Below are 18,040 nucleotides of genomic sequence, written 5' to 3' on the forward strand. Positions count from 1 at the left end.
CGCGCGGACGCCGGAAAAGTCTCCGGAGTCCGTTCAACGAAACACTTGAACTCATGCATCCCCGAGACACCGAACCCCGCGAGTCGACGCCTGCTCTCGACACCCGCGCTGCCACCACCCGAGGTCCCGCAACCACAGCACGGCGCCGTTGGTGGACTCTCCTGGCGGTCAGCGCGGCCCAACTCCTTGTGGTCCTGGACGGGACGATCGTGAACATCGCGCTGCCCTCCGCTCAGCGCGCGCTCGGACTGTCCGACGCGAACCGGCAATGGGCGATCACCGCGTATGCCGTGGCCTTCGGCGGACTGCTGTTGATCGGCGGCAGGGTCGGCAGTGCACTCGGCCACCGCCGAACGTTCCTCGTCGGCCTGGTCGGCTTCGCCGTCTCGTCCGCTCTGGGCGGGGCCGCGGTGAACCCCGGGATGCTGTTCGGAGCCAGGGCTCTGCAAGGTGCCTTCGCCGCCGCGCTCGCGCCCGCGGGGCTGTCGCTGCTGACCACGACTTTCACCGAACCGCGCGAACGCGGGCGGGCGTTCGGGGTGTTCGCCGCGGTCGGCGCCGCCGGGTCGGCCCTCGGCCTGGTCGCCGGGGGACTGCTGACCGAGTACGCCGGCTGGCGGTGGTGCCTTTACGTCAACGTTCCCGTCGCACTGCTCGCCGTGCTGGTCGCGGCACCGATACCACGGGACCGCCCCGCCCGCGGCGACGGACGGCTCGACCTTGCGGGTGCACTGCTCAGTGCGGCGGGCTTCGCCGCGGTGGTGTACGGCTGCAACGAGGCCGAACCGCTCGGCTGGGGTTCGCCGGAGGTACTGGCACTGCTGACCGGAGGCGTTCTGCTGCTGGCCGCGTTCGCCACCGTCGAGGCGCGTGCCCATCGTCCGCTGCTGCCGCTCAGGGTGCTGCTGCACCGCGCCCGCGCAGGTGCGTTCCTCTCGATCACCCTGATGTTCATCGCGATGTTCGGCTTCTACCTGTTCCTGAGCTACTACACCCAGACCGTCCTGGGCTACTCGCCCGTCCAGGCGGGCCTCACGCTCACCCTCAACGCGCTGGCCGCCCTGCTCGGCTCCACCCTCATCGCCGGGCGACTGCACGGCCGCGTCGCGCCGGCCGCGCTGATCCTGCCGGGCCTGCTCGCCGCAGCCGCCGGAATGCTCCTCCTGACGCGCCTGACATCGCAGAGCACGCACATCCTGCCGCTGTACCTGGCACCCGCACTGATCCTCACCGGCCTCGGCCTCGGCTGCGTCCTGCCCCCGACCGCCGCCCTGGCCACCGCCGACGTACCGCACCGCGACATCGGAGCCGCCTCGGCCACGTACCACGCCTCCCAGCAACTCGGCGCCGCACTCGGTGCCGCGCTGCTCAACACCATCGCGGCCGGCGCCACGGCGGCATACCGGGCAGCGACACGCCACGCCACACCGACCGCGGCAACCATCCACGGTTACACCACCGCCCTGACCGTCGCCTTCGGCATCCTCCTCGCCGCCGCCTGCATCGCCGCACCGCTCACCGCTACCCGCGCCGCACGGGGATCGACCACGCACGCGGGAGAGCGGCACTGAACAGCCCTGAACCGCCCTGAACGCAGCGCGAGTTCGCATGGCAGGATCGGCGGTGGCAATGGTCTCGCCAGGCGTCAGGGTGTGCTGGGGGCCGACCGGGTATCGAGAGGAGCCACAGCCGTTGACACCGATCCACGTGACGACATGGGACGAGACCGGTGGCCAGGGCCCGCCCGCGGTCTTCGTGCACAACATCTTCACCTGGGGCTGTGACGAGACGTACGGCTTCGCGGCACAACGCCCGTTGGCCGACCGCTATCGCCTGTTGCTGGTGGATCGGCGCGGCTACGGCCACAGCCCCGACACCGCCCGCAGCGACGTCGAGGCCGACGCCGACGACCTCATCGCGCTCCTCACCCAACTGCCTGACCTGCCTGACCTGCCTGACCAACCTAAAACGTCTGAACCCTCCGTACTGCCCGAACCAACTGCACCGCCCGAGCCGTCCGACCTGCCCGGCGGCCGCGGCGGCGGTGCACATCTGGTCGGACACGGCAACGGCGGGGTGGCCGCGATGCTCGCCGCCGCCCGCCGGCCCGACCTCGTCCGGTCGTTGACACTGATCCAGCCCTCCGCATTCACCGCCGCCGCCCGGCATCCCGCCGTCGCGGCGCTGCTGGAGCGGGTGGGGGAGGCGGCACCCGGCGTGCCGGACTCCATGACGGCACAGGAATTCCTGCGCGCCTCCACCGAAGGCATCGGGCTGCCCATGCCGCAGCCGACCGCACAGCGGCTGAGGGCGGTGGCCACCTCGATGCACGAGCGGCCGATCTGGGAAGCCCAGGTGCCGCTCGAACCCCTGCGCACGGCTCCCTGGCCGACGCTGGTGATCTGCGGAACCTGGCAGGACGCCCCCGAGCCGTACCGCACCTACGTCGGCGAACCGCTGATGGCCTGCGCCGAGGCCGTAACGGAGGCCCTCGGTGCCCGCGCCCGCCTGCTGCGCGTCCCGGGGTTCTATCCCCACACCGAACAGCCCGCCGCCGTCAACACGGCCCTGCGGCAGCTCTGGGCTTGACCTCCTCGCCCGCCTGTTGGAGGGCGATGCCCGCCTGCCGCGCCGTTGTCGGGTGCGGCGTCGGGCGGGTTCCTGTTTCCCTGCGCTGTGCCGGTACGGGCACCGGTCTTACCAGCGCTCCGCAGGCTGTCACCACCAGTCCGGTGGCCTTGGAGGCATTGGCGACGTTGACCGCCGCGTTGACGTCTCGGTCCGGGACGGTCCCGCACGCTCCGCACGTCCACTGTCGGATGTGGAGGAGCCTGGGGCCGTCCTTGACGCCGCAGGCCGAGCAGACCTGGGAGGTGGGCTCGAACCGTCCGATGCGCACGGAGGCGCGGTCGTACCGGCGCCCGGGGACACCACCGCATCGCCCTCACACCAGGACGACGCAGCCCCGGCGTTCCAACGCGGCCAGCAACCGCGGGGACGGCTCGCAGGCGTTCCAGCGCAGATCCAGCTTCTCCAGCGAGGGCATCTGAGCCACCCAGTCGGGCAGTTGGCCGATCCGGTTGCTGCGCACGTCGAGCCGGCGGAGCAGTGGCAGCCCGGCCAGCACTTCGGGAAGCTCGGTCAGGGCGTTCTCCCGCAGGTCCACAAGGCGTAGTTCGTGAAGCCCGGCGACGGACGGCGGCAGGCTCTCGACGGCGTTGCCCCGAAGCCAGAGTTCGCGCAGGTCGCGGAGGGCGCCGATGCTCTCGGCCAGTGCGGTCAGCCGGTTGTGCTGCGCCCGCAGCTCGATGAGGGAGGTCATCCGGCCGATGGCCTCGGGGAGGACGGTGAGCGCGTTCTCGCCGATGTTGAGGTAGCGCAGCCGCGTCAGGTTGCCCAGTCCGTCCGGGAGCGTCGAGAGGCGGTTGTCGTGCAGATACAGGCAGCCGCTCAGGCCGGTCAGGTCACCGATGTCATCCGGCACCGAGGTGAGGTGGTTGTGACCGAGGTCCAAAGTGGTCAGCCGGCGCAGCTGTCCGATGCCGGACGGGAGGGTCGCGAGCCCGTTGTCCGCGAGAATCAGTACCTCCAACTCCGCATGCCGCCAGACGGATTCGGGTACTTCTCCGAGCTGCTGACGCCAGAGGTTCAGCACAGTGCGCACGGCGTGACTCCTTCCGCTCCCGATCAGTTCGCCCTGGGCGACATGGCCGTCAGCGCGGTCTGCGTGATGTCCTGGGCCTCCGCGAGCAACACCCGCCCCGTGCCCACCTGCCCGAGCAACCCGACCGCCCGGAACGCTCCCACGCGCGTCGGACCGTCCGCCCCCAGTGCACGCACGCCGAATCCGCCCTCCCCTGGACCGCCGCGATCTTACTCACAGAGTGTCGTGCGCGGTGACGCGGTCGCCGGCTCGGTACGGGCAGCGGCCGACTGTGTGCCCCCCTGCATCAGCCGCCGGCATCGGCCGCTGACACCGTCCCTCCGTACCTTCGCGCCTCCCTGCCCTCCCCCCCCGAACGGTTCAGGAGGGCGCTCCCGTCAGGACATCCACCTTGCCGGTGTCGAGTGAGTAGTAGGCGCCGACCACGGCGAGGGTGCCCTTGCTCACGAGTGGGGCGAGGTCCTGGTTGGAGCGTAGATTCGTGGCGGTCAGCCTGACCTGGGCGCGGGCCATCGTCTCGACCGGGTCGGCGCCGCCTTCCCGGGCCGCCTGCTCGTACGCCGGCTGAAGGGCCCTGACGATCGCCTGCAGGTTGCCGGGGAGGGGGCTGCGGTCACGAATGGACTGGTAGGCCGCCTTGACGGCGCCGCAGCGCTGATGGCCGAGGACGACGATGAGTGGGGTGCCACTGGTCATGGGCCCGTACTCGACGGACCCGGTGACCACCGGGCCGACCGCCTCGCCCCCTGTGCGCATCACGTACAGGTCACCCAGCCCGGTATCGAAGAGAAGCTCAGGCGGTACCCGTGAGTCGATGCACGAGAGGATCGCCCCGAAAGGCTTCTGCTCCTGGGCCACGAGCTGGCGCCGGTCCGGATCCCGGTCGGGGTGGTGCAGCTTTCCGCTCACCCAGCGCTTGTTGCCTTCCATCAGGCGCGCGAACGCCGCGGCGGGAGTGGTCGGCCGCGCTTCCGGGGAAGCGCTGGTCACCGGCGTGGCGGCTCGCGTCGAGGCGCACCCCGCCAGTGCGGCCACGGCGCCCGCCAGTCCGCCGGCGAGCAGAGCTCTACGATCCGGACGCTCTGCTGTGTCCATCGGTCGTTCCTCTCGCTGCCGTTCCGACGCATCTGTCTGTCGTGACCGGGGCAATTGTTCTGCGTGGGGTGGGTGACGGGGCATCAGGCACCCGCGGGCGCCGGCCACTTTGCCACCGACGGCCCACAGAATTGGGCTCGGGCGGCGGTGCCTGCGAAGCAGGCCGTGGCCGAGCTGTCCTGGCCTGATCTGAGAGGCTGCGGATCCCTGCCTCCCCCCGCACTTCGACCGCTATGCGCGGAGTATGTGAGGAATGGGGGGCATGTCGGATGGTGCCGGGCAGTCCTGTGCGGGTGGCGGAAGTGCAGGCTGCCGGGCCTGGACGGGCATTGGTGTGCGAGGGGAGCGGACCTGCGCGAGGGGAGCGGCCAGCTGCCCGTCGGGCCGCGCGCCCACCTGCCCGCAATGTGAGATGTTCATTCCACAATCAACATTTTGTTTATGATCCGGGTGTCGTCGCCCCCCTGCCCGGAGCCACCGCATGTCCACGCCCCCGTCCGCCGCCACCCCCAGGCCACGCCCCCTGCACGTGCTGCGGGCCACCACCTTTGCCATCGGTGCCCTGCTTCTGCTGGTCGGGATCGGGGTGCTGCTGCACCAGCCGCTGCTGATCCCGCCGCTGGCTGCGAGCGCGGCACTGGTGCACGGCGCACCCGCGCTGCCGATCTCCCAGCCGCGCAACCTGGTCGGCGGCCAGCTGCTCTCCGCTCTGATCGGCTTCGGCACCCTGGCGGTGACCGGGAGCAGCGGTTGGGGCGCCGCGGTTGCCGCCGGGCTCTCGTTGGGCGCGATGATGCTTACCCACCTCTCCCATTCACCGGCCGCCGCCACTGCGGTGATCGTGGTGCTGCAGGCCCCGCATCCGGTGCCGTTCCTCCCGCTGCTCGTGCTGGCCGCGGCGCTGCTGGTGGCGATCGGCCTGCTGCCGGGCCGCATAGGCGGGCACCCCGTTCGCTACCCGGTCGCCTGGTGAACCGTCCTGAGGCCGCATGGCCGCCCCGCTCGCCCCGGGCGGGGCGCCTCTCCGGCCGATCCGACTGACGCCGCTCGCGCAACCCCCCCCGCCACAGCCCGCCACACCCGCGCCGCGCGTACCACAACCTGTTCGGCCGCTCTCGGATTCAGCGGTGCAACCCGCTCTTGTACACCGCGTTGTCCGGACGTGCGTAGCGTCCGCTCTTTTGCTGCCACGAAACCATCGAGGAAATCGGGTAGATGAGGTCGTGGGAGAAGCGGTGGGCGCCGGCGATCTCCTCCGGTGGGAGCTTCGCCCGGCGGCATCCGTTCCGTAGCCGCGATTGCTGGAGAAGCATGTTGTCGCATGCGTCGAGGATGGCTTCGACGGTGCGCCCGACGGCCTCTTGGCGGGTGCAGCGGTGTGCGTTCTCGAAGACGAAGACGAGGTTGTGCTGATCCCCGGCGGCCTCTTCCTTGGGGTAGGAGTAGAGGTCGTTGATGTAACAGATGGCTTCGTTGGCGGAGTTGAAGAGGGTTTGGAAGGCAGGTACCGAGCGGGCTCCGGCCGTCACGTGATAGCCGTTGGCGATCTCGACGAGATCCGTCATGAGAGGGACCGCTCCGCTCTCCATGCGAAGGGCCCGGTACTCGTGATAGCTGAGGGGTAGCCCGCCTTCCCTGTTCTTCGTCTCCTCCATGAACGCGGCAACGAAAAGCGCCCAATTGTGGGCGATGCGTGCATGGCTCTCGTGGGGAGACCGCTGCATTTCCCGGGTGACGATGTCGTCGAGTGCCAGCAGCAAGGGAGTCGGATTCCTTGGGAGATGTCCGGTTTCCAGATAGGTCAGGACAGGTTCCGCCATCCGCCGGGCGTAGCGGGAGTCCGTAGCCCTTTCGCCGGCGTGCAGATCGTCGTAGACGGTGCACCAGTTGAATGCGTTGACGGCGAGGTCTACGCCGTCCGGTGGTGCGTCGGGCAGCCAGCCTGCGACGAGCAGCGCGAGGTCCCAGGAGCGGTAGCGGAGTTCGTCGGCAGGAGTCGAGACGAGGCCGGTGCCTTTGGCCCAGGCCATGTCGTGATGGCGGGCGGTGTCGACGTGCGGATTGATACGGAGGGGGAAGGGAACGGCGAGGCCGGGAAGGTTCGGGCCGTCCTGGCTTTCCTGGTGCATGGTCGGGGTTCCTTCACGGAATCGAGAACGCCGAAGGCGGTCTGGCTCGGCCGGAGCAGTGGCGGAGCCGACCACGTGCTCTCGCGTCCGGGACAGTCGCTGCAACGGGATCTTCGGCGAGATCTTCCGCGGGATGGAGAACAGAACGAGGTCGGATACCCGTGAATGACGGGCTCGTGCGGGAATGCACTCAGGCGGCTCTCCGGCACCTTCACCGTCGTCTTTACCGGTGTGTATGGGGCGGCACGCCGAGTGCCGGTAGCCCGCTGCGGTGGACGGCCCGGCCGGATCTTCGCAATGCGGTCGTCCATCGCGAAGCGCGCTGCGGTCTTCGGAAAGCACTTCTGCCGCTGCCACGGTTACCGCCACCGCGACCGCCACCGCCTTCACCCGCATGACCGGCGTCCGGTGAATTCGTCCGACCGGCCCGACGACGCCTACTGGCCGTCGGTGCGGCCATGGCCGGTCCCTGGCTGAGCATGCGGGCGGGAGCGCATCGCGGCGCGCAAGCGCAGTCCGCGCGGATGAAAGGTGGTTGCTGCCGCCGGGCGAATGCGCGTGGGTCGCGCAGCAGTGCCGTCGCGTTGCCGATCAGTGGCAGTGATCCCGGAGCGGCGGGGACCGAACGCAGTGTCCTCATGTACAACACCCTTCGGCGGTCGCCGCGGACGCGGTCGGCAGTCCGGTCCAGCGCACCCGCCATCACCAGTGTGGAAGCACCCGTCACCCCCAACGAGGCGCAATCCCCGCCGAATTGAGGCACGGGGGGTGCGATCGGTACGCCGTGGAAGACCTCTGACCGGCCCACTGCGCCCGCTCGCGGAACCAGCGGCTACGGGGGTGACCTCTCATGCAGGACTGCTGCCCTCTTGCCGTTCCAACCCGTTGAGGACGGCGTCGAGCAGACGCGGGAAGCGGCTATCCGAGTCCTCGCACCGAAGGCACCGTCCCGATGCTCAGGAAAATACTTGCCCGAGTGGAAAACGCTCTGATACTTTCCCCTTGGGAAAGTAATTGAGCGCATGGAAGCAACGGGAGGTAGTGATGGCTTCTCAGCCGACCCCGCAGGAAGCTGCCGAGGCACTGCGGAACATCGACCAGCGCAGTGAGCAGGCCCGCGGATCGATGCGTAACGCGCCCCGCTGGTTGGACTGTCTCGCCGGCGTGGTGATCTTCCTGTACTGCGCGTCCATCGACTTCTTCCCCGGCAGCGCCGTGTGGCGAAGCTGGATCTTCGCCGCACTGGCCGTCGGATACGTCATCCTGCTCCGCACCAGGCGAGGGTCGGCCCTGCTGGGCCAACCCGCCCGGATCCACCGGCAGGCGGTGTCGTCGAAGTTCGTCCTCATCGCACGGCTCACCATCACCACGGTGGTGGCAGTCTCCTTGGTGGCCGTGGTGCTGCTGAGCAGCGCGCACACCAACACGTACGTGCCCTACCTGGGGACGATCCTCGGCGCGGTGCTGGCTCTCGCGCTGATCGGGTTCGGCAGCCAACTCCGCGCCGGGCTCATCACGTTGGCCGGCAGTGGCCACCGTGTGGGAGGGCACCCCGATGGCCGGAGCTGAACTGTCTCCACTGCTGGTCGATCCCACGCGGCTGTCCATCGTGTCCCTGCTCGCCGCGACCCAGTGGGCCGAGTTCGGCTGGGTACGGGACTCGGTGGGCATGTCCGACTCGGCGCTGTCCAAGCAGGTGACAACGTTGAGCAAGCCCGGATACATCGACGTCCGCAAAGGATACGTGGGCAAGCGCCCGCGAACGTGGCTGAGCCTCAGCGACTCCGGGCGCAGCGCACTGGAAGCACACATCGCGGCACTGCACGAGATCGTCGAGCAGTCCCGGCAGGCCGGGGAAACGCAACAAGCCCACTCCGGCGAGCCGCCGTCCTGAAGCCACCCATACGAGGGCGCCACGTCCCCTGCACGAGCCCAGGCGGCTCACTTCCCTGCCTCACCGCACGATGCACCGAGGCCGTGTCCGTGGCCCGGGCAACGCAGCTGCGCCAGGCACTGGTAGGCAGGAGTACATTTCCCTCCACCAGTTGGGAAGGGATGGGGTGCCGTATGTTTTCTTCGCGTAAGGCGCGGGGGACCGGTGGTGCGTTCGGCTTTGCGTTGGTGCGGCGGGGCTACGACTGTGGACAGGTCGACGCGTACATCCAGCGACTGTCCGGGCCCGAACCGCCAACCGAGCCGGCCGCGTTCGACTTGGTGCGGCGCGGGTACGACCGAGGGCAGGTCGACGCCCATCTCGATGAACTGCGGGCGCGTAGGGGCCTGACGGGTTAGCCGCAGCCTGCAAGGGAAATCCGGTTCCCGGATCGGTTCGGTGAGTTTTCCAGTCGGGCGGTCCGGTTGCTCCGTTCTGGGGCTGGCGGGAGTTCGAGGGCTGGATACCGTGCCTTGGGTGGGGAGTGGGGAGCAGGGGTGGGGCCGCATACCGTGCAGCTCAGTGTGCGGTGGCAATGGCGCACGGTCAGAACGTGAGAACCGGCCGGGTGGAGTAGTCCTCGCAGGGTTCTTCACTGTCCGGGCTGTACATGAACTCGGCCAGGGAGGGGTGTGGTTGGCCGTGGCCAGGGGCAGCCACGGCGCCGCTACCGGACACCGGATGCGGTACGCCGATTCGGCCGAGGCCGCGTGGAACGTGATGATGCCTGAGGACCGCGCCGGGGATCGGCAGGTGGTCGGGCCGGGGTTACCCGGTGGTGTGCAAAGTTTGTGCCTGTCCGGGCGTTTGTTGGGGCGCAGTTCGGGAAACGCGGTGGTCATGTCTTTCTTGAGCAATGTGAAGCGTATGCGGGCAGAGCGGATCGAGCAGCGTCGTGCGGAGGCCATGTTGGCAGCGGTGGCCCGGGGCGCTACCCCTGAGCAGGTACAGCGCGCCGGAGAGCGGGCAGCGTGGGGCAACACCAACGCCGCCATTGCCGGCTCGGTCGCGGCCGGCGTCAGCTCGATCAATACCTGACCCGAACCCTGAGGTGACAACTCCCGGTGAGCCCGAGCGCCTGGCACGTGCCGTGGGCGCAGCGGCCACCCTTACCTCCGGCACGGGCTGCTGAGCGTTACGGAGCGGAGCCCCTCTGGTGGCCGGCAGGTACGCGGAGGCAGCAGGTGCAGGGCGAAGGGCCGTTGCAGATGGCGAGCAAGTGGCCGCTGTGGGTAGGGGGTTCCGCCGGCGGCGGGCAGCCTCGAAGACCTGCGCAAGGAAGCGCCGCCGTATTCCAGCTTCGCCCGCACCAGCCGTAGTTGGCTCAGAAGCTCCTCGCCGTACCTCGCCTCGCGCGGTGTGATGGGCACCCCCGGCGGCTCACGCCAGGCCCCAGGCTCGCACCGCCCCGAGCACGCCGAGCCGAAGCCGTCGGGGAGCCCGCGTCCAGTCCGGAAGTCCCCGGCTTGCGCTTCATCCTGACTTCATCGATATTTCAACGCCTTCCGCGACAGTGGCGAAGCGACATGCCAACAGTCAGTCGCGTATCCACGTCGTTGACATGCGTCCGTAGATGCGCGCTTGGAATGAGTGAACGGGGTCCCGATGGATGATCTGTTGCACAAGCTGGTTTCCGGGGTCATCACCGGTGGGCTGCTTGCCTTGGTGGGTGCTTTGAGCATGGCCGCACGCAGGCGGAGGGCTGCCCGCGAGGAGGGTGCCGCGTCGGCTTCGATGGAAGCGCAGCCGGGCGCTGCCGCACCGGGCCGAGCGACTGGTCAACAGCCTCGCTGAGTCGGTCGGTTCGCGACGGCAGGCGGCAGGCGGCAGGCGGCAGGCGGCGGGCTGGGCGGCAGGCGGTCGCGGGCAGGGGCAGGCAGGAGCGCCGGCGCGGTCGGCGACCGGGCGGCCGGACCGTCGGTCGGCGGTCGGCCGGTCGGGCCGCCCGAGGTCGGTTGTTGAGTGCCGGTCACGGCCTTGGCATCGACTCGGTATCGGCCGGTGCCGAAACGCCGACGTGAACCGCTTGCCGTCGCCGGTTCAGGCCTGCTGTCTTGGTCTCCAGGGAAAGGTGTATTCATGGCCAAGCTGATGGTGTTGCTCATCGGCGTCGCGGTGGTTTTCGCGGCGGTCGCATTCAAAGGCGGCAATCCGCTGGTGGGTGTCGTGTTCGTCCTGGTTGCGGCCGCCCCGGTCGTCTACCTCGGTTACCTCGTGGCGAACAGAGGCAGGGCCGGCACAGCGGCCGCCCAGGCCGTGCAGCCGCAGCAGCGCCGGCGGCAAACGCTGTTCCTTCGGGTGACCGCGCTGGTCATGGTGGTGGCGGTCGGCTACGGCGTCTACTGGGTGATGTTCGAGCCGAAGGCCAACGACAAGGCGCTGAGCCGCGTCTCCGACTTCGAGACGGGGTGCGGCGACGGCATGGCCCGCAAGTACTTCCCGCAGGCGGCCGACCACACCGGCGCGGGCCCGCACCCGATCGCGATGTTCAGCATCAGCGAGTCCGGTTCGCCCAGCCAGGTCTTCCCGACCTCCGGCTCGCCGGACTACTGGAGCGGCAACAGTCTCGACCCGCACCGGGTCCAGCTCATTGCCTGCCTGGACTCTCCCGACGAAGGGGAGTACCTGACCGACTGCAAGTTCACCACGGACAGCATCAAGTTGTACCGCGGCGTGTACGACATGACCGTGTACGAGGCCAGGACGGGCAAAAAGGTCGGGAGCGAGCAGCTGCGCGGCAGCGGAAAGCCCAACTGCCCGGGACTGGTCTACCTCAAGAGGGGCACCGACAAGCTCCACACCGAGCCGGAATTCGCCGACTACCAGGCGGTGTTGCGCAAGTACGTCGACAGCTGAACGACCGGTAGCCCGCCTCCCCGGCCGCACGCTCGCGCGGTGGTTCGCCCGGAGATCGTCGCGGGCTTCTGGGTCGGTTCGTCGCGAGCAGCAAAGTGGTGGTCGTCCTCTCCGCCTCCTTGCGGTAGTGCGGTGTGTTGGCGGATCAGCTTCCTGATGGCAGGCGCGTTGTGTTTCGGGGTTCTTCCTCACCGGCTTCCGGTGCGTCGTAGGAGAAGTCGTATCCGGTGAAGTCGGTGACCGGGACGTATCCGATGCGTTGGTAAAGGTCGTTGCTGGTGGGGTTGGCCGGGTCCGTGAACAGGACCACGTCCGTCGCGCCTGCGGTCAGCGCGGCCCTGCTGACCTCGACCGTCACGGCGCCCGCGTAGCCGTGGCCCCGGAGGTGGGCCGGGGTGTAGACGGGGTCCACCCGGATCATGCCGCCGACCATCGAAGTCGAGCCCGCCATGGAGACGGGAGTGCCGTCCGGGTTCTCCCAGAACGTGAAGTGTTTGTCGGCGAAGCGTGAGTCGGCCCAGGAGCCGGCGTCTATGGAGGGGGCCTCTCCGACGGTGGCGACGAACTCACCGCACCACCGGATGAGTTGCTCATGGTCCTGCGGGTCCACGACTCGACCCCGGCCATCTGGGCGCGGCTTCGGTGGGGTGAGCGTGCCGAGACGGTAGAGACGGCCCCGCCAGCTGGGTACCGACGCTGCGCCTGTGTGCCGCTGCCATGTCTCGACGAAAGCGGTGGCGGTGTCGTGGTCCGCGGTGACGCCGGAGACGGGGTGGCCGAGGTCGGCCAGGTGGGCGGCGAGGGAGCCGGCCTGCTCGGGAGAGAGGGGTGTCAGGGTCAGGCGGTGGGACGGAGGGCGGTAAAAGATGGCGCGGACCTCGTCCCCAGACTCCAGTTGGCCGAATAGGGTGGCTTCGGCGCCGAATGCGTCCGCCCAGCGTGTTCGCATTTTCTCGATCACCGTCAGCGGCGTGGTGTGCAGGGCGGGGCGCGAGCGCAGGAAGTCCCCGGCTCGGGCGAGGAAGTCGTCGACGTCTTCGGTGAGGTGCCAGTCATCCGGACGCATGCTTCATGATTGCTGATGTATCCGACTCGGGGGAGCACTTGCTCAGAGTTGAGCCGTCGTCGCCCCGACTGGTCCACCAGCCCATCGTGCACTCGACTTCCACGGTGGGGCAGGACGACGAAGCCTTTACGCGATGGAGTGCTCGAACGCGCGGCCCGCTGGACTGCCGCCATCATCTGCGGCAGCGGAGCACCACACTCCCGGCAGCACCGCCGAGCCGTCCCGCCCGCCCCCACAACCCAGATCATCCAGCCGTACACATCTCACGGCCACGGATCAACAGCACCTCCTGGGGCTGGGCAGCGCAGCCACGGATGGACGCGTGGTCAGAAGGGCCCCTGAATTCCGGACCCACTGACTGGGGGAGGGGAGGGGCAGTAGTGGTTGATGAGGCCCGCGTGCTGATCGCCCCGGGCGTCGCGGTGCGAGTCGGGGTGGTCGAGCCGGGGGCGACGTCCGTGCAGCAGGAACGAGGCGATGCGGGACGTCATGCGACCAAGGCTAGCCTTCATGGGATGCTCCTTCGCTCGAAAGGTCGACAACCCGAGGGTACAAAACGTAGGCCGGACGCAAGATGATCTGAGCCACTTCTGAGAATGCGCCTCCTGCGGCCTGGCCACGCAATTCGCCCTGGGTGCCGTGTCGCGGGTGGGACACCACCGTCTCCTATGAGGCGGCCAGCGGAGCTGCCCCGTCCCCAAGTCCCGTAGTGGCATGGAGGGTTCACGAGAGGGGAGCGTGGGTCACATGCGCGCTGCCGACGCACTTCCTGGCCGAGCAGCGGTCGCCCGTGAGAAGGTGTCGACGGCTCCATGCCGTTGCGCCGGGCGGAGCCGGGCACCCCAACGCGAGTAGTTCGGCGGGCAATTGGAGAGGCCTTCGGGTCAGACTCCGACTATGTCGATCCGATACCCGCAGCTCCTGAGTCCTGGTGACACGGTTGCCGTCACCTCTCCTTCGAGCGGGGTCGGTGGGGAGATGCGCGAGCGTCTGGAGGTGTCGATCCGCGCGGTGAAGGCGCGTGGTTACGAGGTGGTGTGCTGACCGGGGTCGCGACCCTGCACGGGAACAACCTGATGGACACCCCCTATCGGGCGCCCGAGGGGCTGCTGTCGTGGCCGGACATCGTCTCCGCGCCAGAGGGAAGTCGATTCGTCCAGACCCCGCCGGGCCGCCATCGGACCGGCGGTTGGGTCGACTACCGCATCTTCCCGGACGTGGCGGAGTACACACTGAACACCGTGGGCGCATGGACCCGGCTGGATGCCGATGGCGATGTGGAGGTTGACGGGCGCCTGATAGGCGGCTGCATCGAAACGCTGTGCAACGTGGCGGGAACGCCCTACGGTGACGTCGCAGCGTTCGCCCGGGCTCACGCCCCCGAGGGGCTGCTGGTCTATGTAGAGGCAGCTGGCGACGACGCTTTCACGGTCTGCCGCAACCTCCACGGGATGCGCCTGGCCGGTTTCTTCGACGCCGCGAACGCCGTCCTCGTCGGCCGGACCTCGGCACCCGACAACGACTCGCTCACCCAGCACGAGGCTGTGTGGGACGCGCTCGGGCCACTTGGCGTGCCCGTCATCGCCGATGTCGAGTGTGGCCACGTACCGCCGCACCTGCCCCTCGTCAACGGGGCGCACGGCCGCGTCATCCACACCTCGACCCGCCATGAACTGGTGCAGACACTGCACTGACACCCCCCCCGTGAAGCGAGCACGAACCTGCGGCCGGTAGCCGAGCCGGCCCGGATGTGGTTGCAGTCAGGCGGCGATGAGGTCTCTGAGTTCCTCCGGCCTCGGCGAGCGCGTCGATGCTGCCGTGCTCGCGAGCCGCCCGGACACCGTGGACGGTCCCGGGCAGGGCCGGAGGCGCCCAACGCGAGGGCGAAGGCGGAGAACGGGCCGTTGAAGGTCTCGCAGCCCCCTTCATGGACCATCGTGACGACCTTCCACCGGTCCGGGTCCGGGTCGCAGGGGAGGAAGAAGTGCTCGTCACCACTGTGGTCGTACCCCCACGAAATCAGCCCACCGGGTTCGGGGTGGAAGGAGTACGGGACATGCACGGAGTCCCCAAAGCTCAGGGCCTTGTCTCGACGCTCAGTGAACGTCTGGTGCGTCCTGCGCATGCGCTCCAGCAACGGGCTTGATCCACGCGGGTGGAAGACAACGAGTTCACCGGAGAGGGCCCCACTGCCGTAGGCATTGAGAAACGCCTTGAAGTCGCAGGGCAAAGCGGAACCTATGTACTGCTCGACTTCGTTCCAGTCGTCCGGGCCCGGTTGCCGGCCGACGGGCTCGCCCAGCAAGGTCTGCAACCCATCCAACGAGGACATGCACTGCTCCAAGACTGGTCAGTGGGGATCTGCGCCGCCAACTTAGCCGTGCCAAGCCGATGGGTCGAGTGGCTCAAGGACACCCCGACCGGCCCACCACCGGCAGCTCACGCCACAAGCGCCCCGGACGTGGGCCAGGTCGAGACGTCGGCTCACACCTCAGGGGCTCCCGTCTCCGTCAGCTCGCCGTCGGTCAGTCGCAGCCACCGGTTCACGCGGATCTCGTGGAGGAACCGCTCGTCGTGGCTGACCACCACGAAGGCTCCCTGATAGGAGTTCAGAGCGCTCTCCAGCTGGCCCGCGCTGACCAGGTCGAGGTTGTTCGTCGGCTCGTCCAGGAGCAGGAGGTGTGGGGCCGGCTCCGCGCACAGTACGCAGGCCAGGGTGGCGCGCAGCCGCTCGCCGCCGGAGAGCACCCTGACGGGCAGGTGGGCGCGGGCACCCCGGAAGAGGAACCGGGCGAGCAGATTCATCCGCTCGGCCTCCGGCCGCTCCGGGGCGTACTCGGCGAAGTTCTCGGCGACCGTACGGTCCAGGTCCAGCAGGTCGAGGCGCTGCGAGAGGTAGGCGATGCGCCCGTCGGCCCGCTTGATCTGGCTGCCCTCCGGGACCAGTTCGCCGTTGAGCAGACGCAGTAGGGTGCTCTTCCCGGCGCCGTTGGGGCCGGTCAGGGCGATGCGTTCCGGGCCCCGGATCGTCAGGTCGACACCGTGACCGGTGAACACGTCCTTGTCGCCGAGTCGGACGCGGAGCCGTTCGCCGAGGAACAGGTTGCGTCCGGCGGGCACGTTGGTGTCGGGCAGGTCCAGGGTGATGTGCTGCTCGTCCCGCAGTGTGCGACCGGCCTCGTCCAGCCGGGCCTTGGCTTCGCCAACCCGGTTGGCGTGCATCTGGCCGGCCCGCCCGGCGGACTCCTGCGCGCCGCGTTTCATGTTGCCGGCGAAGATGCGGGGCAGGCCGGCGTTCTTCAGGTTGCGGGCGGCGTTGCTCTGCCGGCGTTCGGCGCGTTCGCGGGCCAGTTGCATCTCCCGCTTCTCCCGCTTCAGTTCCTGTTCGGCGCTGCGGACGTTCTTCTCGGCGACTTCCCGCTCGGCCCGGACGGCCTCCTCGTACTCGGTGAAGTTCCCACCGTGGAAGCGGAGTTCGCCCCGGTCGAGTTCGGCGATGCGTTCCATGCGGTCGAGCAGGGCGCGGTCGTGGCTGACCAGGAGCAGGCAGCCGTTGAAGTGTGCCAGCACGTCGTAGAGCTTGTGCCGGGCGTCGAGGTCGAGGTTGTTGGTGGGCTCGTCGAGCAGCAGTACGTCGGGTCGCTTCAGCAGTTGGGCGGCGAGACCGAGGGACATGACCTGGCCGCCGCTGAGGGTGCTCAGAGAGCGGTCGAGGGCGAGGTCGGCCAGGCCGAGGCGGTCCAGCTGGGCGCGGGTGCGTTCTTCGATGTCCCAGTCATCGCCGATGGTGGTGAAGTGCTTCTCGTCGACGTCCCCGGACTCCACGGCGTCGATGGCCCGGATGACCGCAACGACGCCCAGCAACTCGGCGACGGTGAGATCGCCGGTCAGGGGGAGGCTCTGCGGAAGGTAGCCGAGGGTGCCGGTCACGGAGATCGATCCGGCGCCGGGCCGCAGGTCGCCGGCGACGAGCTTGAGCAGCGTGCTCTTGCCGGTGCCGTTGGGTGCGACGAGTCCGGTGCGGCCGGAGCCGAGCGTGAAGGACAGGTCCTGGAAGACGGGGGTGTCGTCGGGCCAGGTGAAGGACAGGTTCGAGCAGACGACGGAAACGCCGGACATGGAGGTGACCTCGTGAGGAGGGAGGCAGGAATGACACTTCTGCCTCGGTGGCAGACAGGGGAAAGAGGAACGACGACGAAGCCACGACGGCGGCGCTTCCGCGCACCGGCCGGTGGCCTGTCGGGTCCGGGTATCACCCGGAGATGTCGTCGTCCACCACCATGTCTGGTCTCCTCGACTCACGATCAGCTTCGGGCCAGTGTAAGGCATTTCCGACAGTGACCCATCGGACAGGCCCTGGCATCAGGGGTGTTGGGGCGGGGGCCGTGGCGCCGGTTCGCCTGACGGGATTCCGACGGGCAGGCCGTTGTGGGTGTGCGATGCCCTGGTCGAGGGCGGCCTTCAGGTTCTCCACGCCGCCCGTCAACAGGAGGATCAGCACACCGACTTGGATCCGGCGGAGGGCCGAGACCTCACGTTTGGCGTCCAGTTCGGGGGCGATCTCGCCCGATTCCCTGCATGTGGCGGATGCCCGTGGCGCGTTGGTCCTGCCCACGCTGCAGAGTTCGCGGGCCACCGCCCGCACGGCGTCCGTGGCCGTTCCCGGCTGTGACACCGCTACGTGCGGCGGACCGTACCCGCCCTGTTTCGCGGTGGCGGGCGAAGACCTTGTCGCGCCATGGCTCCACTGGGCGTGGCGCTCAGGTGAGGGAAGTGAGCCCCGTAGGCCCGGTCGGCGGCAGCACTCAGGCAGGGTCGCGCGTCTGGCGCAGTACGAGGGAGACGAAGCCCCAGGTGTCCCGGTAGGCGCGCAGCCATTCGGAGCGACGGGTCGTGGCTGTCCGGAGCACGTGCGAGCTGTCCGGATCGGCTGGGTGATCCAGGGCCCAGGCAGCCGGCGAACCCCAGCAGGCCCACTCGTAGTCGTCCAACTCGTGACGCGTGCTGACGTGCCCGTCAACCGAGGTCGAGCACACGCTCGTCGCCCTTCGGCAGCCCACGTTCCAGCAGCCGACCGACCGACTCGTCGTCGAGCGGAGACTTGATCGGGCTCTCGGCATGAGCGATCCGGGAGATCTCGACACGGTTCATCAGCACACCGTTTCAGCCGACGGAGGCTGCGCGCACTTCGTTTTCGCTCACCTGCCGGAGCCTTCCCCTGGAAGCACGTGCACGCCCTCAGCACCCCTCCATGACCGTGGTGACGTGCCGGGCAGGTCGGCCGTTGACGCACTCTC

General features: G+C 68.9%; 16 protein-coding genes and 4 pseudogenes. 10 read left to right on the forward strand and 10 right to left on the reverse strand.

The features are described from left to right. The first annotated feature begins 53 nt into the window (after window positions 1–53). Window positions 54–1,571: an MFS transporter gene (locus GR130_RS18870; RefSeq protein ID WP_159505818.1), complete on the forward strand. Its 1,518-nt coding sequence runs from the start codon at window positions 54–56 to the stop codon at window positions 1,569–1,571. Window positions 1,572–1,692: 121 nt separating this feature from the next. Next, the gene (locus GR130_RS18875) at window positions 1,693–2,589 is read left to right on the forward strand and encodes an alpha/beta fold hydrolase (protein ID WP_159505819.1); all 897 of its coding nucleotides are present in this window, start codon (window positions 1,693–1,695) and stop codon (window positions 2,587–2,589) included. On the opposite strand, the pseudogene GR130_RS18880 reads toward GR130_RS18875, so the two are convergent. The 3 genes and pseudogenes from GR130_RS18880 to GR130_RS18890 all read right to left on the reverse strand — a co-directional run. Beyond that, window positions 2,558–2,905: pseudogene (locus tag GR130_RS18880) on the reverse strand (zinc ribbon domain-containing protein); the annotation flags it as partial. The gene GR130_RS18875 and the pseudogene GR130_RS18880 sit on opposite strands and share 32 nt — an antisense overlap. Window positions 2,906–2,944: 39 nt before the next feature. Beyond that, entirely contained in the window at window positions 2,945–3,664 is a 720-nt protein-coding gene (locus GR130_RS18885; protein WP_159505820.1) for a leucine-rich repeat domain-containing protein, read from the reverse strand. 360 nt (window positions 3,665–4,024) lie between these two features. Next, complete coding sequence (locus GR130_RS18890) at window positions 4,025–4,759, reverse strand: carbonic anhydrase (RefSeq protein WP_201304925.1); 735 nt, start codon at window positions 4,757–4,759, stop codon at window positions 4,025–4,027. A gap of 481 nt (window positions 4,760–5,240) precedes the next feature. On the opposite strand from GR130_RS18890, the gene GR130_RS18895 reads away from it, so the two are divergent. Next, window positions 5,241–5,732 (forward strand): HPP family protein, encoded by a 492-nt coding sequence (locus GR130_RS18895; RefSeq protein ID WP_159505821.1) that lies wholly within the window; start codon window positions 5,241–5,243, stop codon window positions 5,730–5,732. Between the two features lie 148 nt (window positions 5,733–5,880). Here GR130_RS18895 and GR130_RS18900 read toward each other — a convergent pair whose 3' ends face one another. Next, window positions 5,881–6,888, reverse strand: a complete 1,008-nt coding sequence (locus GR130_RS18900) for a terpene synthase family protein (protein WP_159505822.1) — start codon at window positions 6,886–6,888, stop codon at window positions 5,881–5,883. Window positions 6,889–7,932: 1,044 nt separating this feature from the next. On the opposite strand from GR130_RS18900, the gene GR130_RS18905 reads away from it, so the two are divergent. The 5 genes from GR130_RS18905 to GR130_RS18925 all read left to right on the forward strand — a co-directional run bounded on the left by GR130_RS18905 (window position 7,933) and on the right by GR130_RS18925 (window position 11,677). Next, window positions 7,933–8,457: a hypothetical protein gene (locus GR130_RS18905; protein ID WP_159505823.1), complete on the forward strand. Its 525-nt coding sequence runs from the start codon at window positions 7,933–7,935 to the stop codon at window positions 8,455–8,457. Continuing rightward, window positions 8,444–8,782: a winged helix-turn-helix domain-containing protein gene (locus GR130_RS18910; protein WP_159505824.1), complete on the forward strand. Its 339-nt coding sequence runs from the start codon at window positions 8,444–8,446 to the stop codon at window positions 8,780–8,782. The genes GR130_RS18905 and GR130_RS18910 overlap by 14 nt, the downstream gene beginning before the upstream one ends. Window positions 8,783–8,955: 173 nt before the next feature. Then, complete coding sequence (locus GR130_RS41890; protein ID WP_159505825.1) at window positions 8,956–9,180, forward strand: DivIVA domain-containing protein; 225 nt, start codon at window positions 8,956–8,958, stop codon at window positions 9,178–9,180. A 322-nt stretch (window positions 9,181–9,502) separates the two neighbouring features. Further along, window positions 9,503–9,859 carry a hypothetical protein gene (locus GR130_RS18920; RefSeq protein ID WP_159505826.1) on the forward strand — a complete coding sequence of 119 codons (357 nt, stop codon included), beginning with the start codon at window positions 9,503–9,505 and terminating at the stop codon, window positions 9,857–9,859. Between the two features lie 1,041 nt (window positions 9,860–10,900). Then, entirely contained in the window at window positions 10,901–11,677 is a 777-nt protein-coding gene (locus GR130_RS18925) for a hypothetical protein (RefSeq protein WP_159505827.1), read from the forward strand. 145 nt (window positions 11,678–11,822) lie between these two features. On the opposite strand, the gene GR130_RS18930 is transcribed toward GR130_RS18925, so the two are convergent. Together GR130_RS18930 and GR130_RS18935 are read right to left on the reverse strand one after the other, a co-directional pair. After that, entirely contained in the window at window positions 11,823–12,743 is a 921-nt protein-coding gene (locus tag GR130_RS18930) for a GNAT family N-acetyltransferase (RefSeq protein ID WP_159505828.1), read from the reverse strand. A 326-nt stretch (window positions 12,744–13,069) separates the two neighbouring features. Further along, window positions 13,070–13,234 (reverse strand): hypothetical protein, encoded by a 165-nt coding sequence (locus GR130_RS18935; RefSeq protein ID WP_159505829.1) that lies wholly within the window; start codon window positions 13,232–13,234, stop codon window positions 13,070–13,072. 406 nt (window positions 13,235–13,640) lie between these two features. Here GR130_RS18935 and GR130_RS41895 point away from each other — a divergent pair, with 406 nt between their 5' ends. Then, window positions 13,641–13,787, forward strand: a complete 147-nt coding sequence (locus tag GR130_RS41895) for a hypothetical protein (RefSeq protein WP_201304926.1) — start codon at window positions 13,641–13,643, stop codon at window positions 13,785–13,787. Beyond that, window positions 13,781–14,437, forward strand: a pseudogene (locus tag GR130_RS18940) (LD-carboxypeptidase); the annotation flags it as partial. The gene GR130_RS41895 and the pseudogene GR130_RS18940, both read left to right, overlap by 7 nt. 94 nt (window positions 14,438–14,531) lie before the next feature. Here the strand turns inward: GR130_RS18940 and GR130_RS18945 are convergent. The 4 genes and pseudogenes from GR130_RS18945 to GR130_RS41900 form a co-directional block, all read right to left on the reverse strand. Beyond that, window positions 14,532–14,618, reverse strand: a pseudogene (locus GR130_RS18945) (IS5/IS1182 family transposase); the annotation flags it as partial. A 58-nt stretch (window positions 14,619–14,676) separates the two neighbouring features. Further along, window positions 14,677–15,075: pseudogene (locus GR130_RS41600) on the reverse strand (SMI1/KNR4 family protein); the annotation flags it as partial. 152 nt (window positions 15,076–15,227) lie between these two features. Further along, on the reverse strand, window positions 15,228–16,862 hold the full coding sequence (abc-f, locus tag GR130_RS18950) for a ribosomal protection-like ABC-F family protein (protein ID WP_159505830.1): 1,635 nt from the start codon (window positions 16,860–16,862) through the stop codon (window positions 15,228–15,230). Window positions 16,863–17,759: 897 nt separating this feature from the next. Further along, window positions 17,760–17,894 carry a hypothetical protein gene (locus GR130_RS41900; protein WP_443043628.1) on the reverse strand — a complete coding sequence of 45 codons (135 nt, stop codon included), beginning with the start codon at window positions 17,892–17,894 and terminating at the stop codon, window positions 17,760–17,762. Between the last annotated feature and the right edge of the window lie 146 nt (window positions 17,895–18,040).

The organism is Streptomyces sp. GS7 (genome assembly GCF_009834125.1).
Classification (GTDB): domain Bacteria; phylum Actinomycetota; class Actinomycetes; order Streptomycetales; family Streptomycetaceae; genus Streptomyces.